This is a genomic window from Enterobacter sp. RHBSTW-00901, assembly GCF_014103115.1.
GTDB lineage: Bacteria > Pseudomonadota > Gammaproteobacteria > Enterobacterales > Enterobacteriaceae > Enterobacter > Enterobacter cloacae_P.
The window spans coordinates 121,284-143,171 of the sequence record NZ_JABXPB010000001.1 but is presented as its reverse complement, the minus strand read 5'-3'; the positions used below and the strand labels follow the sequence as shown (position 1 = coordinate 143,171).

Here is a 21,888-nt window from a genome sequence, read left to right as displayed (position 1 = left end):
CAACATAAAGCAAACGGGGCGTAAACGCCCCGTTATGATGCACGGATTGCACTACAAGAGTGCGCAATCAGAATTTGTAGGTCACACCCACTGAGAAGATCCCCGACCAGGACTTATCGACCATCGGGCTATCTTTTACTTCATCACTCACGCGAACATAACGACCTGTGCCGTATACGCTCCAGTCGGTGAGGAAGTTGTAGCTTGCGGTCAACTCCAGGTACGGATCCCAGCTATCATCGGCGCTATAGCTTTTCAGACCACTGCGGCGGGATTCGTTTTTAGACACGCCATAATAGTAGTCGTTGTAGTTCTCACTGCTGTACTGCACACCGATACCTGGCGTCAGGGTCACCGCACCATTGGTATAGCGATAGAGCCAGGCCAGATCCCAGATAAAACCGTTGCTGTTATCCAGAGTATCGCCCGCCAGCGCGGTACGCAGGAAGCCATACTGGGTGTTATGAACGTAAGAGAGCCCTGCCATCATCGAGCTTTTACGCTTGTCGAGCTGGCGAAGCGCGTGGTTATCACTGTCACCTGGCTTGAAGTGCATCGGATCGTAATAGGCCATGATGGAGAGCTTATCGGCCGTATCGTTCCACAGATAATAGCCGCCACCCAGACCGCGGAACCAGAAGTTATCGCCTTCATAGGTGACAACCGGAACGGCATAGACATCACGGTCATACTGTTTGTACGGGCTGTTAATGACGCCAACACCCGCACCAGCAGTCCACTGACTCTCCGCCTGTGCGGTGCTCATTGCGGTAGCGGCAAGTACGCCCAATGCCAGAAGTTTGAGTTTGGTCACAATCCATTCTTTCCTGTAGTCAAATAATCAGCGGGTGAAGTGTAACCGCCATTTCCGTACATCCCAAAACTTTTTGCCCACTAATGTCTTTGCTTAACCTGTTATTTTTAACTTTTCAGATGACAGGCCGCTTTCATTTATGTGACCACTGAATAAAAAACGTACTTTCACGCTATAACGGCAGTGGAAATTTTTGGATGAGTTATTGATATGTCATTGAAATTAGAATTTATCTGCATGCAAGTTTTGCAAATGCCATCTACGCTTTAATTTAAGAAGAGTTTTTCTGGACACCTGCGGTTCTTAGCGCCAGACCTGGCACACAGGTTGCTGCTCTGGCAGTGAGGTGCGAGAAATTCTCTTCCGGGAGCCTCCACTACTCATACGAACGGCTCTTAATCCTGTGCTAAAAAAACGAAAGGACGGCATGCCATGAATATATTCGATCACTATCGCCAGCGCTATGAAGCTGCCAAGGACGAAGAGTTCACACTGCAGGAGTTTCTTACCATTTGTCGGCAAGATCGCAGTGCCTATGCCAATGCGGCAGAAAGGCTATTAATGGCTATTGGTGAGCCAAACATGGTTGATACTGCCCTGGAGCCACGGCTCTCCCGTCTCTTTTCGAATCGGGTCGTCGCCCGATACCCGGCATTTGAAGAGTTCTATGGTATGGAAGATGCCATTGAACAGATTGTCGCCTATCTGAAGCACGCCGCCCAGGGTCTGGAAGAGAAGAAACAGATCCTCTATTTACTGGGGCCTGTAGGTGGGGGTAAATCATCGCTGGCTGAACGACTGAAATCATTGATGCAGCGTGTGCCCATCTATGTGCTGAGTGCAAACGGTGAGCGCAGCCCGGTGAATGACCACCCGCTGTGCCTGTTTAATCCGCAGGAAGATGCGCAGATTCTGGATAAAGAGTTTGGTATCCCACACCGCTATCTCGGCACCATCATGTCGCCGTGGGCCGCGAAACGTCTGTATGAATTTGGTGGGGATATCACCAAATTCCGCGTCGTCAAAGTGTGGCCGTCCATCCTGGAACAGATCGCCATCGCCAAAACAGAGCCGGGTGATGAGAACAACCAGGATATTTCGGCCCTGGTCGGTAAAGTCGATATCCGTAAGCTGGAACACTTCGCGCAAAACGACCCGGATGCCTACGGCTATTCCGGTGCGCTGTGCCGGGCGAACCAGGGGATTATGGAATTCGTTGAGATGTTTAAAGCACCGATTAAAGTGCTGCATCCGCTGCTGACCGCGACCCAGGAAGGGAACTACAACGGGACAGAAGGTATTTCCGCCCTGCCGTTTAACGGGATTATCCTCGCCCACTCGAACGAATCGGAATGGGTTCAGTTCCGTAACAACAAAAATAACGAGGCCTTCCTTGACCGTGTATACATTGTCAAAGTGCCTTATTGCCTGCGGATCTCCGAAGAGATCAAAATTTACGAGAAGCTGCTTAACCATAGTGAGCTGGTGCATGCGCCTTGCGCCCCGGGCACGCTGGAAACACTGTCGCGCTTCTCCATTCTGTCGCGCCTGAAAGAGCCGGAAAACTCCAGCATCTACTCAAAAATGCGCGTGTATGACGGTGAAAGCCTGAAAGATACCGACCCGAAAGCGAAGTCTTACCAGGAGTACCGCGACTACGCCGGTGTTGACGAGGGGATGAACGGTCTGTCCACGCGTTTCGCGTTTAAGATCCTCTCCCGGGTCTTTAACTTCGACCATGCGGAAGTGGCGGCTAACCCGGTTCACCTGTTCTATGTACTGGAACAGCAGATCGAACGTGAACAGTTCCCACAAGAGCTGGCTGAACGTTACCTTGAGTTCCTGAAAGGCTATCTGATCCCGAAATATGCCGAGTTTATTGGCAAAGAGATCCAGACCGCCTACCTGGAATCCTATTCGGAATACGGACAGAACATTTTCGACCGTTACGTCACGTATGCTGACTTCTGGATCCAGGATCAGGAGTACCGCGACCCGGATACCGGCCAGCTGTTTGACCGCGAATCCCTGAACGCTGAACTGGAGAAAATTGAGAAGCCTGCCGGGATCAGCAACCCGAAAGACTTCCGTAATGAGATTGTGAACTTCGTGCTGCGCGCCAGAGCACACAACAGTGGACGGAACCCGAACTGGACGAGCTACGAAAAACTGCGCACGGTTATTGAGAAGAAAATGTTCTCCAATACCGAAGAGCTGTTGCCGGTCATTTCGTTTAACGCCAAAACCTCAACCGACGAGCAGAAAAAGCACGACGATTTTGTCGACCGTATGATGGAGAAAGGCTATACCCGCAAACAGGTTCGCCTGCTCTGCGAATGGTATCTGCGTGTACGTAAATCGTCTTAACACAAGTGCCCGGTAGCGCTAGCGCTACCGGGCCGACAAAAATGTCCGGCACTTACGGACACTGCTCGTTGGCAAATGCAGTACGGGGGGTATATGACCTGGTTTATTGACCGGCGTCTTAACGGCAAAAACAAGAGCACGGTGAATCGCCAGCGCTTCTTGCGTCGTTATAAAGCGCAAATTAAACAGTCGATCTCCGAAGCCATCAACAAACGCTCGGTGACCGACGTCGACAGCGGCGAATCTGTCTCCATCCCCACAGATGACATCAGCGAACCGATGTTTCATCAGGGGCGTGGCGGCCTGCGCCATCGCGTACACCCAGGTAATGACCACTTCGTTCAGAACGACAGAATCGAGCGTCCACAAGGCGGTGGCGGTGGTTCAGGAAGCGGTCAGGGACAGGCCAGCCAGGACGGTGAAGGTCAGGATGAGTTTGTCTTCCAGATCTCAAAAGATGAATATCTCGACCTGCTCTTTGAAGATCTGGCGCTGCCAAATCTGAAAAAGAACCAGCACCGTCAGCTTAACGAGTACAAAACCCACCGTGCGGGTTATACCGCGAACGGTGTACCTGCCAATATCAGCGTTGTGCGTTCGCTACAAAACTCACTGGCTCGACGCACAGCAATGACGGCAGGTAAACGGCGTGAACTGCGCGAGCTGGAAAGCAGTCTGAAAGTCGTGGAAAACACCGAGCCGGCACAACTGCTGGAAGAGGAGCGCCTGCGTAAAGAGATTGCCGAGCTACGGGCGAAGATCGATCGGGTACCTTTTATCGACACCTTCGACCTGCGCTATAAGAACTACGAAAAACGTCCTGAGCCATCCAGCCAGGCGGTGATGTTCTGCCTGATGGACGTTTCGGGTTCGATGGATCAGGCCACCAAGGACATGGCGAAGCGTTTTTATATTCTGCTCTACCTGTTCCTGAGCAGAACCTATAAGAACGTGGAAGTGGTCTACATTCGCCACCATACTCAGGCAAAAGAGGTCGATGAGCATGAGTTCTTCTACTCGCAAGAGACCGGTGGCACCATCGTGTCGAGCGCCCTGAAGCTGATGGATGAAGTGGTCAAAGATCGCTACGACCCGGCGCAATGGAATATCTACGCTGCGCAGGCATCCGATGGCGATAACTGGGCGGACGACTCGCCGTTGTGTCACGAAATTCTGGCGAAGAAAATTCTGCCAGTAGTACGTTACTACAGCTACATCGAGATTACGCGGCGTGCGCATCAGACGCTGTGGCGCGAATATGAACATCTGCAATCCATGTTCGATAACTTTGCGATGCAGCACATTCGCGACCAGGATGATATCTATCCGGTGTTCCGTGAGCTGTTCCATAAACAGGGTTCGACAACAACAAGTTAATCAATATAAATCAGCCAGTTAAGATACTTTTACTGGCTGATTTATCATTCATTTATTTCTTCATTTTTGCCCTGTTTTTCATTAAATCCGTTTTAATTTTTGGGAATGTTTTTTGTAGGTTGCAATTGCAATACCTTTCAGGACTTGCACTTTTTTCAAGCTAATTTCATACCCGTCGTATTCTTAAGAAAGAAATATGTTTGCCGCCATCGAACCGCTGAGCCCATTTACGCGATAAATTTCAACACGAACACCGGGTCTTAACGATTGGTCTTCGCTGTTATTTAATCCGGAGATATCTAGAAAAACATCTTTTTGGCCAATTGCCATTTCTTGATATCGGGTTCCCGGTATCGGCTCACATTAACACTGACCCTCAGGGGGTGTTGTAACGCAAAAAAGGTTATTCATTTTCAATAAAAAATTCGGCGGACAACCCTATCCTTCTGTTCTGATTGAGTATGGGACCTCTATGCGCATAGCCACTTTATTACTTTTCATGGTATTGACAACTTACAATGTCACTTACTATACGGTATTGATACACAAGGATATTTACAGCCTGGCATGGGCACCAAACGTGTTTTTGATCAGCTGGCTACTGCTCTTAGCAGAATCTAAACATTCTCTTAAGTCCAGGCTAGTAAGCGCATTTTCAGTCTGCATCATCGCCCTCCCAGGAGGAAACCTCTTCTTTTCATGGATATTTACTCGCACCTTATCAGGAATTGATGGTTACCTTGTTAATGACATTTTATTTGTCACTATAAGTTTTGGCACGCTCCTTATTCTTAAGAATCTCAATCAAGACTCATTAACTAGCGTAAAGACCCATACGCAATATCTGTTGACCTATATTAAGTTAATTTCAGCCGGTATCTCGGTTACATTTTTGAGTGCAATTCCCGCCGGAGTCATTGGCCAGCTATCAGGAAAAGAGTTACAACAGCTATTCCTGGGAGGACTATTGGCATTTTTCTTGTATGGTGTTCCTGTCTTTTTTTCGTGGATGAACCGCTTTAATTTTCATTTGCGTTTGTATCAGGGACAAGCCATTCTTTCAACACTAATGGTTTTAAGTGTATTTATTTTACCCGATATCAGTACCAATACCTTCAACTGGTTCCTGTGGGGAGGTATGTTTTTGACCCTTCTCTGGCGTTCAGCATGGTGTCAGGTTATTGTTTTTGGTCTGTGGGGCCCGTTAATCACACAGGAATTCGCACTTAAAGATAAATCACTAACGGATTACGGTTCGATGCTGTTAGTTATTATATCGACCCAGATTCTATGGCTATTGTTCTTGCATGGTGATTTATTATACGAGAGTCTAAAAAGGAAAATAGAGAAACAAGATAAGGCACTGAATACTGACCCCCTTACTGATTGTTTAAACCGCCGTGGTTTTTTTAACATGTGCAACGCCTTGTTGCAGAAGGGGCAAGAGTTAAGTATAGGAATACTGGACATTAATCGATTTAAAGCGATTAATGATAGTCTGGGACATGAAGCGGGTGACGTAGTCCTCCAGATTGTAGCGAACAGACTGGCCGGGTGTATGGGAGGAAAGGAACGAATATCACGCATAGGAGGAGATGAATTTGCATTTGTAGTATCCGGCAGCGAAGCGTTAATGCGTCAAAAATGTCAACTTTTTTTCTCCCAACTTAGTGAACGTCCAATCATTATTTCAGGTCAGATCCTTTATATTGGAGTCTCTTTGGGATATAGCTGCTCACCTCGTGATGGTATATTACCTGAACATTTACTTCATCGCGCGGATATTGCTATGTACATAGCGAAGCGTCAGAGGTTGCAGGAAAGCGTAACTTATGAACCGTCAATGAATATTACAACAACGGAGGTTTCTGGCACAGCATTTTCCCCCATATCCCGGCAAGTGTAATACCTGAGTGCTACGCTTTTTTCCAGCCCGTTTATAATGTACAAGAAAAACGGATGCACTCAAACACTTATACGACATTCTCAGATAAGCACAAGCGAACTTGTAACCTGGGCTGAACAAAGTGGAAGACTTGATCAGATGTTTGAGCATATGTTGACACTGTCACTCCCGGTTATCAGGAAGTTAGCCCTTCCCGTATCCCTGAATGTTTCACCAACACCTGGGATGGCTTATGTTCAATGGTTGAAAAAGAAAATAAAGATATTTTCAACCATATTAAAGGGAAGGCTGCAGTAGAAACAGTCATGCTATTGCACACTGTCATTTTCAATGTGAAATCGATGTAATATACGGTGAGCAATTGGGGCCAAAACAACACCCAATGTAGTCATAAAAACCAGACTGGTAAACATACCATATATAGCAAAAAATATTTTTCCTGATATACCCTGCGGTACAATGTAAGGACCAATTCCATTGGCTATAAATGCACTATTCAATGCTGCATCATGCCATTTTATGCTATTATCAAAAATCATATGTCCAACAGTTCCTATTATCAACGTAATGATAATCAAGAGACTTGCAATGCCAAAATGTGACAGCATGCGTTTTAAAAATGCACAAAATGGGATTAATGGCATATCTTTCGACTCATACATTTTATAAATCTCCTTAGACTGCATAGAAAAAATACAACCACCAAAAAAAACAATAAGCCACTTAACAATCAGTAACTTAAGAAACTACAGTGCGGACATTATCGAACAATAATGGTCATTTTATCGCCCCAAATCATGCCCCCAGCACGATTTTGCCCCCCAAATTTTCTTTCACTGTAGCCCTTACATCTTCCAAATTCAATTTGATTACTTATCCATTGACCATATCTCCGATCCTATCGACTGTATACACACAGTAAAAAGGGATTGTTTTATGGCAAATAAAAAAGAATCGAATGCAGGCGCGATACCGGAGTTAACTCACTTTGCGATAAGTTACTGCGCGCGAGTGAAATAGAGATGTGCTACTGTAGACATCTGATGTCATTTGCTACAGGTCATTCACGCATGTCTGAAGAAATAAAAGGCACTACCACCCACCGGCAATTAATTTCGCTGTTATCTGACCAGGGGGCAAAATACCGCGTTGTGGAGCACGAGGCCGTAGGGAAATGCGAGGCGGTGAGTGAAATTCGCGGTACCGATCTGGGGCAAGGTGCAAAAGCACTGGTGTGCAAAGTGAAGGGAAATGGCGTAAAAAAACACGTTCTGGCGATCCTCGCCGCCGATCAACAGGCCGAGTTAAACCAGCTTGCCAGCCATTTCGGTGGGCTCAAAGCCTCTCTCGCAAGCCCGGCTGAAGTTGATACCCTGACCGCCTGCGTCTTTGGTGCTATTCCACCGTTTAGCTTCCACCCCGATCTCACGCTGGTTGCCGACCCGCTGCTGTTTGAGCGCTTTGACGAAATTGCGTTTAACGCCGGTCTGCTGGAAAAATCCGTCATTATGGACACCCAGGATTATCTGCGTATTGCTCGTCCTGAACTGGTGATGTTCCGTAAAGGGTAGCGCTGATGGCTGGCGCGACTGTCAGCCGTTTTTTTCCAGAAAAAGAATCGATGCCACGAGAATAACGGCAATAGCGAAAAACGATGAGGAGATAATCAGCGTTTCAACAAACATTTGATCGTTCATGATGTAACCCCTTTTGCCCCGTTTAGCCTTTTTTACCCCCGCATAATGACAGTGAAATGACAGCTTCAGGTCAGCCAGATGAATATTGCTGGCGTTGACGGGCCACTAAAAATGTCGCCGACTCATGCATGAACAGATGAGTCGGGTGCTCAGGTACCCCCCCAAAAAATAGCGTTTTTTTTATAAAAATCTGTTTGCTTGCGCGTAAAGTAGGTAGGCTTACTTTTTTTGGCAAGGACTCCTCATGCTTGACCCGACTCTGCTCATCCTTCTGGCACTGGCCGCACTCGGCTTTATCAGCCATAACACCACCGTCGCCATCTCTATTCTGGTGCTCATCATTGTGCGCGTGACCCCGTTAAACAACCTCTTCCCGTGGATAGAAAAACAAGGCCTCACCATCGGGATTATTATTTTGACCATTGGGGTAATGGCCCCTATTGCCAGCGGAACCCTCCCGGCCTCGACGCTGCTGCACTCGTTCGTGAACTGGAAATCACTGATCGCTATCGCAGTGGGTATTTTTGTATCGTGGCTGGGCGGACGCGGCGTCACGCTGATGAGCAGCCAGCCCTCGCTGGTGGCTGGCCTGCTGGTGGGAACCGTGCTCGGCGTGGCGCTTTTTCGCGGCGTGCCGGTTGGCCCGCTGATTGCCGCCGGGCTGGTCTCGCTGTTTATTGGGAAGTCGTAGTCAGGCTGGTGATATAGCGCGCTGGCGTCTGCCCTAACCCTTTCTTAAACATGGTGATAAACGCGGTGGTAGAGTCATACCCCAGTGACTGTGCCACCTGTTGTACTGACTTCCCGCCAATCAATAGCTGCAGGGCCACAATCAGCTGCAGCTGGTGTCGCCAGCGACGAAAGCTTAGCCCCGTCTCTTTCACCACCAGCCGCGCCAGATTGCGTTCGCTCATGGCAAAATGACTCGCCCACTGTCCCAGCGTCTGCCACGCAGCAGGCTCTTCTGCCATCTTCTCGCTCATCAGCCGAATTTTGGGATGAGGAGAGACAGGCAACTGTAAATGCTCCTGGCGCTGCAGCGGCAATTCATCAAAAAGGACATCGACCAGGCGTGATGTGGCGGCAAGTGGCAATTGCTCACGCGATTTATCTGCCAGAGACAAAATGAGCTCTCGCACCAGCGGCGATATTTTCAGCGTACAGCAACGTTCGGGCAAACCGACAGCACCGGGTTCAATAAACAAAAAGCAAAGCTGCGCACCCGGCGTGGCTTTATTGCTGTGTGGCATCTGCCCCGGGATCCACACCGCATACTGTGGCGGCACCATCAGCATGGCATTTTCCACTTCGCAGGTGATTGCACCACCCAGCGCCAGAATCAGCTGACCTTTGCGGTGCTGATGCCGGGGTATGTGCTGTTCTTGCGCCACTACGCGGATGCGAAACGCTACTGCCGCATCGTGCTGGCTATCGGGGTCGTAGCCATCCAGTCCCAGACCGATCATCAGGTTGTCCGATATTAGCGATAAACTGTCATTTTAGCCTGATTTCAACCGCTGTAAAAATCGGTATCGTGTGCGCTCGCTTGAACGTAAGAGAACACAATGACTACTGCTATTCGAACTTCAGGGAAGCAAGGCGCGTTGCTGATTGCAGGCATCCTGATGATTGCCACTACGCTGCGCGTAACTTTTACCGGAGCGGCCCCGCTGCTCGACACCATCCGTCAGGATTATGGCTTAAGTACCGCGCAAACCGGTCTGCTCACGACTCTGCCTCTGCTGGCTTTCGCACTTATCTCCCCGCTCGCTGCGGGTGTGGCCCGACGTATTGGCATGGAGCGTAGCCTGTTTATCGCCCTGCTGCTGATTTGCGTCGGGATTGGTATTCGTTCCCTGCCTTCTGCAACCCTTCTGTTCACGGGTACGGCGACGATCGGCTGCGGCATTGCGCTGGGAAATGTTCTGCTACCCGGGTTAATCAAACGAGACTTCCCGGGACAGGTCGCCAGACTTACAGGGGCGTACTCCCTGACGATGGGCGCATCTGCCGCGTTAGGCTCGGCGCTGATTGTTCCGCTGGCGCTGGGCTCTGCTGGCTGGCACGGTGCATTGCTGATGCTGATGGCCTTTCCGCTGGCAGCATTACTGCTCTGGCTACCACAGTGGCGTCAGACCCCTGTCGCCACGCTGACTGGCGCGGGTGCGCTACACAATCGCGCCATCTGGCGCTCTGCGCTTGCCTGGCAGGTGACGCTCTTTCTGGGCCTTAACTCGCTGATTTACTATGTCATCATCGGCTGGCTACCGGCTATTTTGCTCAGCCACGGCTACAGCGAAACACAGGCAGGCTCCATGCACGGCCTGTTGCAGCTGGCTACTGCCGTACCGGGCCTCGCCGTTCCGCTGCTCCTCCACCGGCTGAAAGATCAGCGGGGGATCGCCGGCGCTATGGCCCTGATGTGTGCAGCCAGTGCCGCGGGATTTTGGTTTGTGCCTGACATGGCCGTGGTGTGGACGCTGGTGTTTGGTTTTGGGTCCGGGGCAACCATGATCCTCGGCCTGACGTTTATCGGTCTGCGCGCCAGCTCAGCTCATCAGGCTGCGGCACTGTCCGGTATGGCGCAGTCAATTGGTTATCTGCTGGCCGCCTGCGGGCCGCCGCTGATGGGGAAAATTCACGATACGGCCGGAGACTGGCGGATACCGCTTATAGCCTGTGCGCTGGCCTCCGTGGCGATGGCCGTTTGCGGCGTGCTTGCCGGGCGTAATCGGGAGATCACGCCCCGCTAAACACAATGGCAGACCCGGCGGTCTGCCTTTTTTATCCGCGCGCCGCGCGCAGCATCGCCTGCGCCAGCACCACAGGACGACCATCCAGCGCAGCACGCTCGTGCTGGAATAGTGTGATCACAAAGAACGGATGCGTAACCAGTTCTGCCGCGCGGACTTCTCCCTGCTCGTCCCAGCCTGTTACACGCATATCGCCCTTTTCAAGCTCCTGCGCAAATTCCGGTGACACGCCATAGTTGCAGTGATATCCCTCTTCAATTTCCGGCTTGCCATAGGCTTTCGCAATAAGTGTATTGCTGCGCAGTTCAATCGAATCGGTTTTTTCCACCAGCGAGCAGGTCAGCGGTGCGATAACCATCGTGCCTTCGGTGTCCGTTTCAGCATGTGCCGCATCGCTCCATCCCAGCACATTACGGGCGTACTCAATCAACGCATGCTGAAACCCGCCGCACGTGCCAAGGAAAGGAATGCTGTTTTCACGCGCATAACGTGCAGCAATAAATGCCGCCTCGGGGTTCTTGTACGGGCTTGCCGGAACCAGCCAGATTGCGTCGTAACCGACCAGATCTTCGGGGCTGGTCAGTTCCGTCGTGGCGAGCCAGTCGTAATCAGCGGTGAGTTCAAGTACAGCAGCAGCATCGTCAATGGCGAGTGGGATGGCCTGGTGCGCAATGACATTGGGGTTGTAATCGCCAACCAGCGCAATACGCAGCGTGGTTTTAACCGGAAGGTGTTCCATGAGGGGGTCCTTATGCCAGAGTATTATCAGATAACATAAGGAACCTCAGACTACCGATCTTTTGCAATTATCACAATACCTTAAATTGGGAGGGTAAAGACAAAGTGATATAGTTAACGTGCTGAACGTATCGCCTGAGTTGAGGAGAAAACATGATTCAATGCAAACGCGTATATGAACAGGCCAGCCCTGAGGACGGTTACCGGGTTCTGGTCGACAGGCTGTGGCCACGTGGGGTGAAAAAAACCGATCTCATGTTCGACGAATGGTGTAAAACCCTGACGCCGTCCAGCGAGCTGCGTAAAGCCTTTCACAGCGACATGATTGATTTTACCGCCTTCAGCAAAGCCTATCAGGACGAACTGGCACAACATCAGGATGAGGGGTTGCGCCTGGCGCAGCGGGCAAACAAACAGACCGTAACGCTACTTTACGGCGCGAAAGATACCGAACAAAATCACGCCCTGGTGTTAGCCGACTGGCTGCGCCAGCTGTAATCAACTGATCATCAGCTCGTCAAGCGTTTGCGGTGCGTCATCCGGGGTGAGCGGCATCAGATGCTCTGCGCGAACAAATGCAAAGCCCTGTTGATTATCAAACGCGTAGACATCTCCCGTCACCAGCCACAATGCGCGGTCTGCCGTGGCGGGAAGTTGCGTCATTACGCCATTAACAGGGTTAACAAAACGCAGGCCAGGCTGGCACAGACCAAACAACTCCACAGATTTACCAATATTGCGACGGCCAGATGCCGTGCGGGCACCCACAATCATGGCCAGGCTACCCGGTTTAAGCTGAAACATACTTCTCTCGCGGTAAGTGCGCCAGTTACTGGCTAAGAAAAATCCTAAAGAGAAGTGTATCCCAATCACAGTACCCCTGTCACCTGGCGGGCTGAGGGTGATCGCGACGGTAGAGATCCCATTCATCAATCACTTCTCCCCCCGGTAATTTGCACTCAGTACGAACGCCCTGCGGACTTTGAACGGGGATCTGCACTCCCCCCTTCTCCAGACAGTAGACTGAAGCCGGGTTCGCCATGCCTATAATCTGCGGGGGTTTCGGGGCATCGGGGGGCGTTTTCGCCGTGGTACATGCGGTTAGTGGTAATGCCAGTGCCAGTAACAGATATCTCATCTTGTTGATCCTTTTAGAATTCCTGAAACGTAAAGGTAACGAGTCGACGATGAATTCTCCATTATTTCTTCATCTTAACTGCACTTTTCAACACTATAGTGCGCTTGTTCTCGTTATGACCAGAGAACATCATTCCGTAATCAAGATGTCTTTGCCCCGGTCTCAACAACGGGGCTTTTTTTTCTCCCCGCGTTTTCTTCCTGAATATAATCAAATTTTTATATTCATCAACAGCACATTACGCGCCGCTGGTCTCGCGATATATCAGAAAAAAGCAAAACCCGCTTTCTCACCAGGAATTAACCTCGTACACTCTACGGTATGGTGTAAACCCAAAACAGGTGATGGCATGAGAATAGGAATCCTCTTCCCGGTCGTTATTTTTATAACGGCGGTTGTTTTTTTGACATGGTTTTTTGTCGGTGGTTACGCGGCACCTGGGGCATAGATGAGAAAAACAACCCTCATTATGTTGCTTGTGGCTATCGTGGCGGTTGCTGGTACACAGTTTGGCTGGTGGTAACCCTGCGAAGTAAAAAGGCCGCCATCAGGCAGCCTTTTTCAACATATGGCAAACTTAGCTTTTGAGTTTTCTGTAGATAAACAGAACAACCAGCGCACCAATCACCGCAACGGCAAAGCTGCCGAAGTTGAACCCATCGACCTTGCCAAAACCGAGTTGCGTACTGATCCAGCCGCCGACTACCGCGCCAACAATCCCCAGTACTACGGTGATGATAAACCCACCGCCATCTTTGCCTGGCATGATCCACTTCGCAAGGATCCCCGCAATCAGCCCAAAGATAATCCAGGATATAATTCCCATAGCTTTCCTCTCTGTATGGTTTTTGTCATTAAATCAACGACACGGACAAGGATAGCACAGGATGAGCGAAAGGAAATTTGCGACAGGCATCACAGATTAGACTACCCTGCCTACGGGCCTGACATTCATCTCTGATGATCCATCCTGACCTCCTCCCGGGGCTTAGACAATATCACCTTAATAAACTCGATGTAGGAGACCGGTTTCCCAAAATAATACCCCTGCAGCAAAGTGATCGCATTACGGTTGAGGTAATCCCGTTGTTCCTTCGTTTCAACCCCCTCGGCAACAATGTGTAAAGAGAGCTTTTTAGCCAGCTCAATAACACAGTCCAGCAGTATCGTTGAGTCTTTCTGCTCTGATACCCGGTTCACAAAGCTCTTATCAATTTTGATGTAATCAATGGCTAGCGCGTGAAGGCAGGATAGTCCGGAGTAGCCAGTACCAAAATCATCCAGGGCAATCACGAAGCCGGCTTGATGTAATGCATTAAGGTTTTCCACCAGGTGGGGATGTTCAAGCAACGGTTCTCGCTCGGTCACTTCGAGAACCAGTTTGACTTTTTTGCCATTGAACCCTTTTTCAAAAGCAGAGCAGTCGCTAATAAAGGACGGCGCATTAATATGCCTGGCGCTGATGTTTATCCCAATATGAAATCCATCCGGTAATTTAGGTAAAAGTGGCTTTAACTGACTAACCACTTTTGCCATCAGCCCTTTGGTCAGAGGAATAATTAAACCGCTACGCTCCGCAATCGGAATAAAAACATCTGGCGGAATAAAGCCAGATTTAGGGTGTTTCCATCTTGCCAGTACTTCAACACCATACAGTCCTCCGGTATCGCCATTCACGATTGGCTGGTAATAAGGAATAATTTCCCCTCTCAGAATGGCCTTACGCAGATCGTCTTCAAATGTGGTGCTTTTTCCCCTGTACCGACGAATAAGAATCCCCCCGGCGACGGACAGCACGAAGATCAATAACACCAGGCTCCACCCCTGCTGCATCAGGCGCGACATACTAAAGAAAGCAGGAGTCTGCCATGCCATGCTGAAAGGGAAATGCGCTGATTGCGTCAGCGTGGCCGACCCCGTCGCCGGTGGATATGCACTTACGTCACCCTGGCGGGTAAGCATACGTTTACCGACGACCAGCGCCAGGCCTGCACTATCCGAAGCCCCCGCGATAACATCACGCAAATGTGCGTCGCTGACACTGACGATAACCCGCCCTTCAGGGATCGGCACCTGGAAAATGAGCACTGGCACCCCATTCACGAGCTGGTTGCCAGCTAGCAGCATCAGTTTTTCAGTGGGTAATGCTTCAGGATGAACAATCAATACCCCATTCCCCGGGAGAGAAGTGCAGATGATTTTATCCTGTTGCTGGATCATGATGGCGCGCAGATGGGGTTTTAGCGCAGCTTCCGTTCCCAATTCTTGCTGTCCGGTGCTGGAGCACCCTTCTGCCGCAACATCCTTCGCTTTTTTTGCCGCGCTCACGGCTTCAGCGAGAATATCATCTATTTTCAGGGTGCTGGTACTGGCGGTCCCGGCATTGTTCAACGTCGCCATATTCCACAGCTGCCAGTTGATGATCAGCATTCCGGCCAGAAAAAGCAGTAAGGCACTTAAGAAGGGAACCATAACGTTGCGCACGATTTTTCCTTAAAAGAAAAAACAAGCATTTAAGTCATGTTGAATTAGAAATTCAGACTAACTCAGCGCCATTTACCTTGATAAATAAAGCTTAGCTGAGATTTATCTTAAAAACCTGGTACTCCGGTACTAACCGTGAGCCGTAATGTGAAATTCGCGGCGCGCTTGTCAGACTGGAGGAACTTACCTACCGTTATTATCAGGCTTGTACCTTCATCTGTCTGTGTTAGGATCGATGAAAACAGGGATCAGAGGAACAACAGGAAAATGAAGAAGATCATTGCCGTTGCTATCGTTTCAACGCTTCTGGTCATCCTGTCTCTTTATGTGGTTAATGCTGTTATCGTTGGGCAGCAGAAGAACAAACAGTTTGAAATCTCCCACACGCTTTTGCATTATTCCGAAGAGGTATCTCAAAGTGTGGCGGGCACACTCAAAAGTATTACCACACAGGGATGCGATGAAACCAGTATTGATAGCTACAGAAAAATAAAACTCAGTAACCTCTATTTTGGTGATGTTGGCTTTATTAAAAATGGGAAAATAGTCTGCACCGCCTTTTGGGGGAAACTGGAAACGCCTGTCGCACTTCCCGCTGCGCTACATAAAACACCAAATGGTTTTGTTTTAGCACAATTTCATCTGAAGGGCTTTTTCACAGGCAATGCGGCAATCTATAACAACGTGATTATTTTCACTTCCCGGTATGTTTACGATAAATTTTCCCCGATTACGGCAAACTATTCACTCACCGCCACCACAAAAGATTTCGACAGGACATTTTTCTCCATCGACCCTGAAAAAAAACAGAACTGGCTGCATTCAAGATTGTTTACGTTAGACATGACCCTATGCAGTACCAAATGGGATTTGTGTGTCATTGTAAAACATCATGATGCGGGGCTGGCTTCGTTATCAATCGTGGTATTTGTTCTTCTCTCAGCAATTCTGTATTTCATCTGGATATCGCTTACGCTGTTCTTCATTCGCCTCCATGAAGACCGTTTCTCGCTGGAGCGGGCGCTGGTCAATGCGGTGACGGCAAAGACCTTCAGCGTCAACTATCAGCCTGTTGTACGCATCCACGATAAAAAAATTGTAGGTGTTGAAGTTCTGTCGAGATGGCGTGATTATAACCACGCAGAAGTCTCTCCTGAACTCTTCATCCCGTTAATTACAAAGCTGGGCATGTATAAAAAATACTATATCAATATTATTGAAAAATCCTTGTCAGAAGTCGCATCGCTTGCCGTTGAAAACCAGATGATGATTTCATTAAACGTTGGCAGAACGGAGATCGAAGATAAACAGTTTATCCACGTTTTGCGCCGTGAATGCTCGCTTAATAACATTCCCTTGTCATTGATTAAAGTCGAGCTATCTGAGAAAGCAGTGGCCAGCGCGGATATTCTCGAAGAGTTCTGCCTGGAGCTAAAATCTATTGGTGTCAAAATATCAATAGATGATTTTGGTGTCCAGAACTCTAATCTGGCCAGGCTTTCGAACCTGGAATACGATGAAATCAAAATCGATAAATCACTGGTCGATGGTATCAGTGAACACTATAAACAGGACATCTTCGTCATTTTTAGTGATGCTCTTGTCAAACTGAATAAAACACTTGTTTTTGAAGGTGTGGAGAATGAAATACAATACAATTTTATCGCCAACAGATACCCCAATGCCCTGATTCAGGGCTGGTATTTTTCAAAATCGCTGACCTGCAGTGAGCTGGCGCAGCAGCTCGAAGGTTCTGCCCGTTGACCTCACGGTCACCGGGCTGCCATTGACGATATATTGTCCGATGGTAACGTATGTATGAATGGCTGCATTTTTTTAATGCAGACCGTTTCCATTTTTCTTCCAGGAAAATACAGTCGTCACAATCAGAGTGTAGATTGCTCTGAAACAGTCTCTTATATGGTCAAAAACGTGAAAATTTCTTTAGTGCTGCCCCTGATACTCTTTTTCCTGGTCTTTGTTTTCGCCCTGTTCATGGATAACCCCTCATCACATGCACTGCGGAAAAAATGCATGTGGTCTGATAACGTGATGTTGAGCTGTATGGCAAAACATCAGAACAAAGGGTTCTGAGGCAGATAACGCGGCGTATTCCGGGTTACTCGTTACCCCACTGGTTCAGGAAGTTCGCAATATCATCAATGCGACGCACAGGGATCCCTGCTTCATCAGCCATCTCTTGCTGCGCGTTTTCACTGATTTCCTCGTTATTCATTAAACGGGTGATCAGCAGCTGGAAATAGTACGCCAGAGGATCGCGCTCTGGTTCACTCACCGGCTCTGCGGCTTCCGTCGAATACTCATCAACGATGTCATAAAATTTAAGCGGGATTTCGTTGTTCATCAGTGGTCTCTTGTCTGCGCTTTAGTGGGTAACGTGCCCAGTATATCTGGATGGTCACCCTGAACCAAAATTTTGAGGCCGCTCGTGGTGAACCATCAACGGCTCAGCAGCGCTATCAATGCCGCCAGGGCCGGAATAGCCTGAACATACAGTATCTTCCGACTGGCCGTCATTGCGCCAAACACTCCGGCGATAAGCACACAAGCCAGGAAGAAGACGGTTACCTGAATACCATTTTCCCCAAGCCAGAGTCCCCAAAGTAAACCCGCAGCCAGAAAACCGTTGTACAGACCTTGATTAGCAGCCAGCACCCGGGTTTCACGTGCAAAATCAGCACTGAGATTAAATGCCTTGCGGCCCGTTTTTGTGTTCCACAGGAACATTTCCAGAACAAGAATGTAGATATGTATTAAAGCAACAACGGTAACAAGGGTAGTGGCTAACACGGCAGTCCTTAATGAATGAGGAAGAATGAAATGGAGTATAGGTATTCAGACGAAACAAGACGCAAAAACATTTCACGAGGCAATGGGTTAAAACCGTTCAAAATACATCGACACACGGTTGACCAACCTTGTTAAGGGCATTTATCAGCCGCGACCGGAGCTCAGCCAATGCCTTTTCTTTCTCTTCAAGCTGTTCAAGCTTGCGGTGAAGAGAGTATCCACGCCTGGGCACTCAAAATGATTCAAAACCGCGGAGCCAAACCATACTTCGGGGTTTTGATATTTGAGGCCCAGACCTTAATATCGTTTTGCAGTAGCAGAGTGAAATCGGAATTCAGGTGGTGCACCATATCATTGACGCTGTCAGCATCATTCACGGCAAAATGTTCAATCCTGTTTTGCCCTATCGTAATACATCGATACGTCGCAGGCACATCTTTGCCATTTACATTCAACGTTTGCTCACCCTCTCCGCAACTCCCTTCAGATATATAGGAAACCAGCATATTTGCTGAACGACGACCCGACTGAGAGAAACTTAACATGACAGGCATCCCTTCAGAAGTTTGCGTCATATCATAGAGAACGGCGTTTTTTGCATACCAGGTATTGTATTCCCGCTCCTGGAATGCTGAATGTGAAGACGTAGAGAAAACCACCAGCGCAGCGAGTGTAATAGATTGAATATTCATAGGATGTTGTCTTTATTTGTTGTTGTACTCATTATTCAGATCGTGCTAAAAACAGCAACCACTTAAGATTATTCCTACTACTATTGGCAGTTCTGAAGTAACCTACGCTCCTCTCTAATACCCTCACATCACGAATATAAAAAGAATAAAAAAGTCATATTTTGCATTAATTTAAGGAATTTATTTCATGGAAAAAATAAAGATTAGCAATAACATCTCGATTTTTTATCAATTTTCGAGATCATCCTCTGTTTATCTTGCCAGTTTGTTTGATGCGAACACAGGGGACTATATCTCGTCGGTGATGTCGAACAACAAAGAGTCGCTGATTAAACAAGTTGAGGCCTATGCGCAGCTTGATGAAAACGAACAAGCTCAGCTACGGAAGCTCATTATTTAATGGGTAGAGTGTTGACTTCTTTCACCGATTCATTTGGCAGCAGATATTTTAATGTATTTATTCTTATCCATTAACTCTGCCCTATATTGGATAACGAATGACATAAACCCGGAACGGGTTGATTGAATTTTGGGGCGTGATCTTTTATAGCATAAAAAAACGGGAGCCTTACGGCTCCCGTTCTCATTTAACCCAGAATCTGGATTACATATTCGCGATAATCGCGTCGCCAAACTCTGAACATTTCAGCAGCTTAGCGCCTTCCATCAGACGTTCGAAGTCATAGGTCACGGTCTTGGCAGCAATTGCGCCTTCCATGCCTTTGACGATCAGGTCTGCGGCTTCGAACCATTCCATATGACGCAGCATCATCTCTGCGGACAGGATGATAGAACCCGGGTTCACTTTGTCCTGGCCTGCATATTTTGGTGCAGTACCGTGGGTCGCTTCGAACAGTGCACACTCGTCACCGATGTTCGCGCCTGGGGCAATACCGATACCACCAACCTGTGCAGCCAGAGCATCGGAGATGTAGTCACCGTTCAGGTTCATACAGGCGATCACGTCGTATTCAGCAGGACGCAGCAGGATCTGCTGCAGGAACGCATCGGCGATCACATCTTTAATGATGATCTCTTTACCGGTGTTAGGGTTCTTGATCTTCTGCCACGGGCCACCGTCGATCAGCTCACCACCAAACTCTTCCGTCGCCAGCTGGTAACCCCAGTCTTTGAACGCGCCTTCGGTGAACTTCATGATGTTGCCTTTGTGAACCAGGGTCACAGAGTCACGGTCGTTGGTGATAGCATATTCGATTGCCGCACGTACCAGACGTTTGGTGCCTTCTTCGGAGCACGGCTTGATGCCGATACCGCAATGCTCAGGGAAGCGAATTTTCTTCACGCCCATCTCTTCGCGCAGGAATTTAATCACTTTTTCTGCATCAGCAGAGTCTGCTTTCCATTCGATACCCGCGTAGATGTCTTCTGCGTTTTCGCGGAAGATAACCATGTCGGTCAGTTCAGGGTGCTTAACCGGGCTTGGGGTGCCCTGGTAGTAACGAACCGGACGCAGACACACGTACAGATCCAGCTCCTGACGCAGCGCCACGTTCAGGGAACGAATACCGCCGCCAACTGGCGTGGTCAGAGGGCCTTTAATAGCAACACGGTAGTCGCGAATCAGGTCCAGCGTTTCAGCTGGCAGCCAAACGTCCTGGCCATAAACTTGAGTAGATTTTTCACCGGTGTAAATTTCCATCCAGGAAATTTTACGCTCGCCTTTGTAGGCTTTCTCAACAGCGGCATCAACCACTTTCAGCATTGCCGGGGTAACGTCTACACCGATACCGTCACCTTCAATGAACGGGATAATCGGGTTGTGAGGAACGTTAATCTTGCCGTTTTGCAGGGTGATCTTTTTACCTTCCGCCGGAACAACTACTTTGCTTTCCATTAACCTCTCCTTCGAGCGCTTCTGGTTGTTACTGATCTTATGTTAATAAATTGTAATGAGCCTTTCGATAGTACCTGATTGTCCGACGCCATGAAAGGTCTTCGTTATTAGGCTATAATGCGGCAATTGATAGAGCCTGAAAATACCATGAAGAAAACTTCTTTTAGAAATCACCGGGTTGAGCGATTCAGCTCGCGACAAGCTACCAAAAGATCGCCGGAAAACCAGCAAAAGCGGGTTATTTTGTTCAATAAACCCTACGATGTTTTGCCGCAGTTTACCGATGAAGCCGGGCGCAGCACGCTGAAGGATTACATTCCTGTTCAGGGAGTATACGCAGCCGGCCGTCTGGATCGGGACAGCGAAGGGCTACTGGTGTTAACGAACGATGGCGCGTTACAGGCGAAGCTCACCCAGCCAGGCAAACGCACCGGGAAAATCTACTTCGTACAGGTTGAAGGCGAACCTGATGAGGAGACACTGGCGAAATTACGTCATGGCGTAACCTTAAACGATGGTCCAACCTTACCTGCAGGTATCGAACGCGTTAGCGAGCCTGAATGGCTATGGCCGCGCAATCCCCCTATTCGCGAGCGCAAATCGATTCCGACAAGCTGGCTCAAAATTACCCTTTACGAAGGCCGCAACCGTCAGGTTCGCCGGATGACCGCACACGTGGGCTTCCCCACTCTGCGGCTTATCCGCTATGCCACGGGCAGCTACACGCTGGATACCCTGGCTAACGGCGAATGGCGAGACGTTGCCCTTTAAGGAGTCACTATGTTTAAACCTCATGTCACCGTCGCCTGCGTGGTTCACGCGCAGGGTAAATTCCTGGTTGTGGAAGAGAGCATCAACGGTAAGGCGCTGTGGAACCAACCAGCCGGACATCTCGAAGAGAACGAAACGCTGCTGCAGGCCGCCACGCGCGAGCTGTGGGAAGAGACGGGTATCCACGCCCGGCCTCAACACTTCATTCGCCTGCACCAGTGGATTGCACCTGACCATACCCCCTTCCTGCGCTTTTTATTTGCCGTCGAGCTTAGCGAAACGTGCGCCACTGAGCCGCAGGATAACGATATCGATCGCTGCCTGTGGGTCACTGCCGAAGAGATCCTGAATGCGCCAAACCTGCGCTCGCCGCTGGTTGCCGAAAGCATCCGCTGCTGGCAGTCTGCCGGTCGCTTACCGCTTGATGTCATCGGAGAATTTAACTGGCCGTTTACAGAGGGTGTCAATGGTGGGGGGGCGTGATA

The 21,888-nt window shown here is 49.1% G+C and carries 26 protein-coding genes; 13 read left to right on the top strand and 13 right to left on the bottom strand.

Annotated elements, in window-relative coordinates:
• Positions 1–67: 67 nt before the first annotated feature.
• The gene (locus HV318_RS00815) at positions 68–814 is read right to left on the bottom strand and encodes a MipA/OmpV family protein (RefSeq protein WP_182271117.1); all 747 of its coding nucleotides are present in this window, start codon (positions 812–814) and stop codon (positions 68–70) included.
• 432 nt (positions 815–1,246) lie between these two features.
• Between HV318_RS00815 and yeaG the strand changes: the two genes are divergently transcribed.
• The 3 genes from yeaG (at position 1,247) to HV318_RS00795 (ending at position 6,464) form a co-directional block, all read left to right on the top strand.
• On the top strand, positions 1,247–3,181 hold the full coding sequence (yeaG, locus tag HV318_RS00810) for a protein kinase YeaG (RefSeq protein ID WP_182271116.1): 1,935 nt from the start codon (positions 1,247–1,249) through the stop codon (positions 3,179–3,181).
• A 93-nt stretch (positions 3,182–3,274) separates the two neighbouring features.
• Positions 3,275–4,558, top strand: a complete 1,284-nt coding sequence (locus HV318_RS00805) for a YeaH/YhbH family protein (RefSeq protein ID WP_182271115.1) — start codon at positions 3,275–3,277, stop codon at positions 4,556–4,558.
• Between the two features lie 472 nt (positions 4,559–5,030).
• Positions 5,031–6,464: a GGDEF domain-containing protein gene (locus HV318_RS00795; RefSeq protein ID WP_182271113.1), complete on the top strand. Its 1,434-nt coding sequence runs from the start codon at positions 5,031–5,033 to the stop codon at positions 6,462–6,464.
• 308 nt (positions 6,465–6,772) lie between these two features.
• Here the strand turns inward: HV318_RS00795 and HV318_RS00790 are convergent, their stop codons facing one another.
• On the bottom strand, positions 6,773–7,126 hold the full coding sequence (locus HV318_RS00790) for a two pore domain potassium channel family protein (protein ID WP_182271112.1): 354 nt from the start codon (positions 7,124–7,126) through the stop codon (positions 6,773–6,775).
• A gap of 408 nt (positions 7,127–7,534) precedes the next feature.
• Between HV318_RS00790 and HV318_RS00785 the strand changes: the two genes are divergently transcribed.
• Positions 7,535–8,035: a YbaK/prolyl-tRNA synthetase associated domain-containing protein gene (locus HV318_RS00785; RefSeq protein WP_182271111.1), complete on the top strand. Its 501-nt coding sequence runs from the start codon at positions 7,535–7,537 to the stop codon at positions 8,033–8,035.
• Between the two features lie 21 nt (positions 8,036–8,056).
• Here HV318_RS00785 and yoaI read toward each other — a convergent pair whose 3' ends face one another.
• Positions 8,057–8,161: a small membrane protein YoaI gene (gene yoaI / locus HV318_RS00780; RefSeq protein ID WP_182271110.1), complete on the bottom strand. Its 105-nt coding sequence runs from the start codon at positions 8,159–8,161 to the stop codon at positions 8,057–8,059.
• A gap of 244 nt (positions 8,162–8,405) precedes the next feature.
• Here yoaI and HV318_RS00775 point away from each other — a divergent pair, with 244 nt between their 5' ends.
• A complete protein-coding gene (locus HV318_RS00775; RefSeq protein WP_182271109.1) occupies positions 8,406–8,852 on the top strand; it encodes a DUF441 domain-containing protein in 447 nt (148 codons plus the stop codon).
• Here HV318_RS00775 and HV318_RS00770 read toward each other — a convergent pair.
• The gene (locus tag HV318_RS00770; protein ID WP_269475508.1) at positions 8,836–9,627 is read right to left on the bottom strand and encodes an AraC family transcriptional regulator; all 792 of its coding nucleotides are present in this window, start codon (positions 9,625–9,627) and stop codon (positions 8,836–8,838) included. The two genes, HV318_RS00775 and HV318_RS00770, sit on opposite strands and share 17 nt — an antisense overlap.
• Positions 9,628–9,726: 99 nt before the next feature.
• On the opposite strand from HV318_RS00770, the gene HV318_RS00765 reads away from it, so the two are divergent.
• Complete coding sequence (locus HV318_RS00765) at positions 9,727–10,914, top strand: CynX/NimT family MFS transporter (RefSeq protein ID WP_182271108.1); 1,188 nt, start codon at positions 9,727–9,729, stop codon at positions 10,912–10,914.
• A gap of 31 nt (positions 10,915–10,945) precedes the next feature.
• On the opposite strand, the gene HV318_RS00760 is transcribed toward HV318_RS00765, so the two are convergent.
• On the bottom strand, positions 10,946–11,653 hold the full coding sequence (locus tag HV318_RS00760) for a CTP synthase C-terminal region-related (seleno)protein (protein WP_182271107.1): 708 nt from the start codon (positions 11,651–11,653) through the stop codon (positions 10,946–10,948).
• Between the two features lie 152 nt (positions 11,654–11,805).
• Here HV318_RS00760 and HV318_RS00755 point away from each other — a divergent pair, with 152 nt between their 5' ends.
• Positions 11,806–12,150: a DUF488 domain-containing protein gene (locus HV318_RS00755; protein WP_182271106.1), complete on the top strand. Its 345-nt coding sequence runs from the start codon at positions 11,806–11,808 to the stop codon at positions 12,148–12,150.
• Here the strand turns inward: HV318_RS00755 and HV318_RS00750 are convergent, their stop codons facing one another.
• Both HV318_RS00750 and HV318_RS00745 read right to left on the bottom strand, forming a co-directional pair.
• Positions 12,151–12,456, bottom strand: coding sequence for a nuclear transport factor 2 family protein (locus tag HV318_RS00750; RefSeq protein ID WP_182271105.1), 306 nt, complete (start codon positions 12,454–12,456; stop codon positions 12,151–12,153).
• A 79-nt stretch (positions 12,457–12,535) separates the two neighbouring features.
• Positions 12,536–12,790, bottom strand: coding sequence for a putative hemolysin (locus HV318_RS00745; RefSeq protein WP_182271104.1), 255 nt, complete (start codon positions 12,788–12,790; stop codon positions 12,536–12,538).
• Between the two features lie 349 nt (positions 12,791–13,139).
• Between HV318_RS00745 and HV318_RS00740 the strand changes: the two genes are divergently transcribed.
• Both HV318_RS00740 and yoaJ read left to right on the top strand, forming a co-directional pair.
• Entirely contained in the window at positions 13,140–13,238 is a 99-nt protein-coding gene (locus HV318_RS00740; RefSeq protein WP_049003319.1) for a YoaK family small membrane protein, read from the top strand.
• The gene (gene yoaJ, locus HV318_RS24420) at positions 13,239–13,313 is read left to right on the top strand and encodes a protein YoaJ (RefSeq protein WP_071830143.1); all 75 of its coding nucleotides are present in this window, start codon (positions 13,239–13,241) and stop codon (positions 13,311–13,313) included.
• 54 nt (positions 13,314–13,367) lie between these two features.
• On the opposite strand, the gene HV318_RS00730 is transcribed toward yoaJ, so the two are convergent.
• Both HV318_RS00730 and pdeG read right to left on the bottom strand, forming a co-directional pair.
• Complete coding sequence (locus tag HV318_RS00730; RefSeq protein ID WP_182271103.1) at positions 13,368–13,616, bottom strand: GlsB/YeaQ/YmgE family stress response membrane protein; 249 nt, start codon at positions 13,614–13,616, stop codon at positions 13,368–13,370.
• Positions 13,617–13,741: 125 nt separating this feature from the next.
• Complete coding sequence (pdeG, locus tag HV318_RS00725; RefSeq protein WP_182271102.1) at positions 13,742–15,274, bottom strand: cyclic di-3',5'-guanosine monophosphate phosphodiesterase PdeG; 1,533 nt, start codon at positions 15,272–15,274, stop codon at positions 13,742–13,744.
• Positions 15,275–15,541: 267 nt separating this feature from the next.
• On the opposite strand from pdeG, the gene HV318_RS00720 reads away from it, so the two are divergent.
• Entirely contained in the window at positions 15,542–17,038 is a 1,497-nt protein-coding gene (locus HV318_RS00720; protein ID WP_182271101.1) for an EAL domain-containing protein, read from the top strand.
• 355 nt (positions 17,039–17,393) lie between these two features.
• On the opposite strand, the gene HV318_RS00715 is transcribed toward HV318_RS00720, so the two are convergent.
• The 3 genes from HV318_RS00715 to HV318_RS00705 form a co-directional block, all read right to left on the bottom strand.
• A complete protein-coding gene (locus HV318_RS00715) occupies positions 17,394–17,639 on the bottom strand; it encodes a YmjA family protein (RefSeq protein ID WP_182271100.1) in 246 nt (81 codons plus the stop codon).
• A gap of 95 nt (positions 17,640–17,734) precedes the next feature.
• Entirely contained in the window at positions 17,735–18,085 is a 351-nt protein-coding gene (locus HV318_RS00710) for a DUF1304 domain-containing protein (protein ID WP_182271099.1), read from the bottom strand.
• A 242-nt stretch (positions 18,086–18,327) separates the two neighbouring features.
• Positions 18,328–18,777: a hypothetical protein gene (locus tag HV318_RS00705; RefSeq protein ID WP_182271098.1), complete on the bottom strand. Its 450-nt coding sequence runs from the start codon at positions 18,775–18,777 to the stop codon at positions 18,328–18,330.
• A gap of 187 nt (positions 18,778–18,964) precedes the next feature.
• Here HV318_RS00705 and HV318_RS00700 point away from each other — a divergent pair, with 187 nt between their 5' ends.
• The gene (locus tag HV318_RS00700) at positions 18,965–19,177 is read left to right on the top strand and encodes a hypothetical protein (RefSeq protein ID WP_182271097.1); all 213 of its coding nucleotides are present in this window, start codon (positions 18,965–18,967) and stop codon (positions 19,175–19,177) included.
• 204 nt (positions 19,178–19,381) lie between these two features.
• On the opposite strand, the gene icd is transcribed toward HV318_RS00700, so the two are convergent.
• Positions 19,382–20,632: an NADP-dependent isocitrate dehydrogenase gene (gene icd / locus HV318_RS00695; protein ID WP_182271096.1), complete on the bottom strand. Its 1,251-nt coding sequence runs from the start codon at positions 20,630–20,632 to the stop codon at positions 19,382–19,384.
• Positions 20,633–20,749: 117 nt separating this feature from the next.
• On the opposite strand from icd, the gene rluE reads away from it, so the two are divergent.
• The gene (gene rluE / locus HV318_RS00690) at positions 20,750–21,403 is read left to right on the top strand and encodes a 23S rRNA pseudouridine(2457) synthase RluE (RefSeq protein ID WP_182271095.1); all 654 of its coding nucleotides are present in this window, start codon (positions 20,750–20,752) and stop codon (positions 21,401–21,403) included.
• Positions 21,404–21,412: 9 nt separating this feature from the next.
• Positions 21,413–21,886 (top strand): NUDIX hydrolase, encoded by a 474-nt coding sequence (locus HV318_RS00685; protein ID WP_182271094.1) that lies wholly within the window; start codon positions 21,413–21,415, stop codon positions 21,884–21,886.
• Positions 21,887–21,888: the final 2 nt, after the last annotated feature.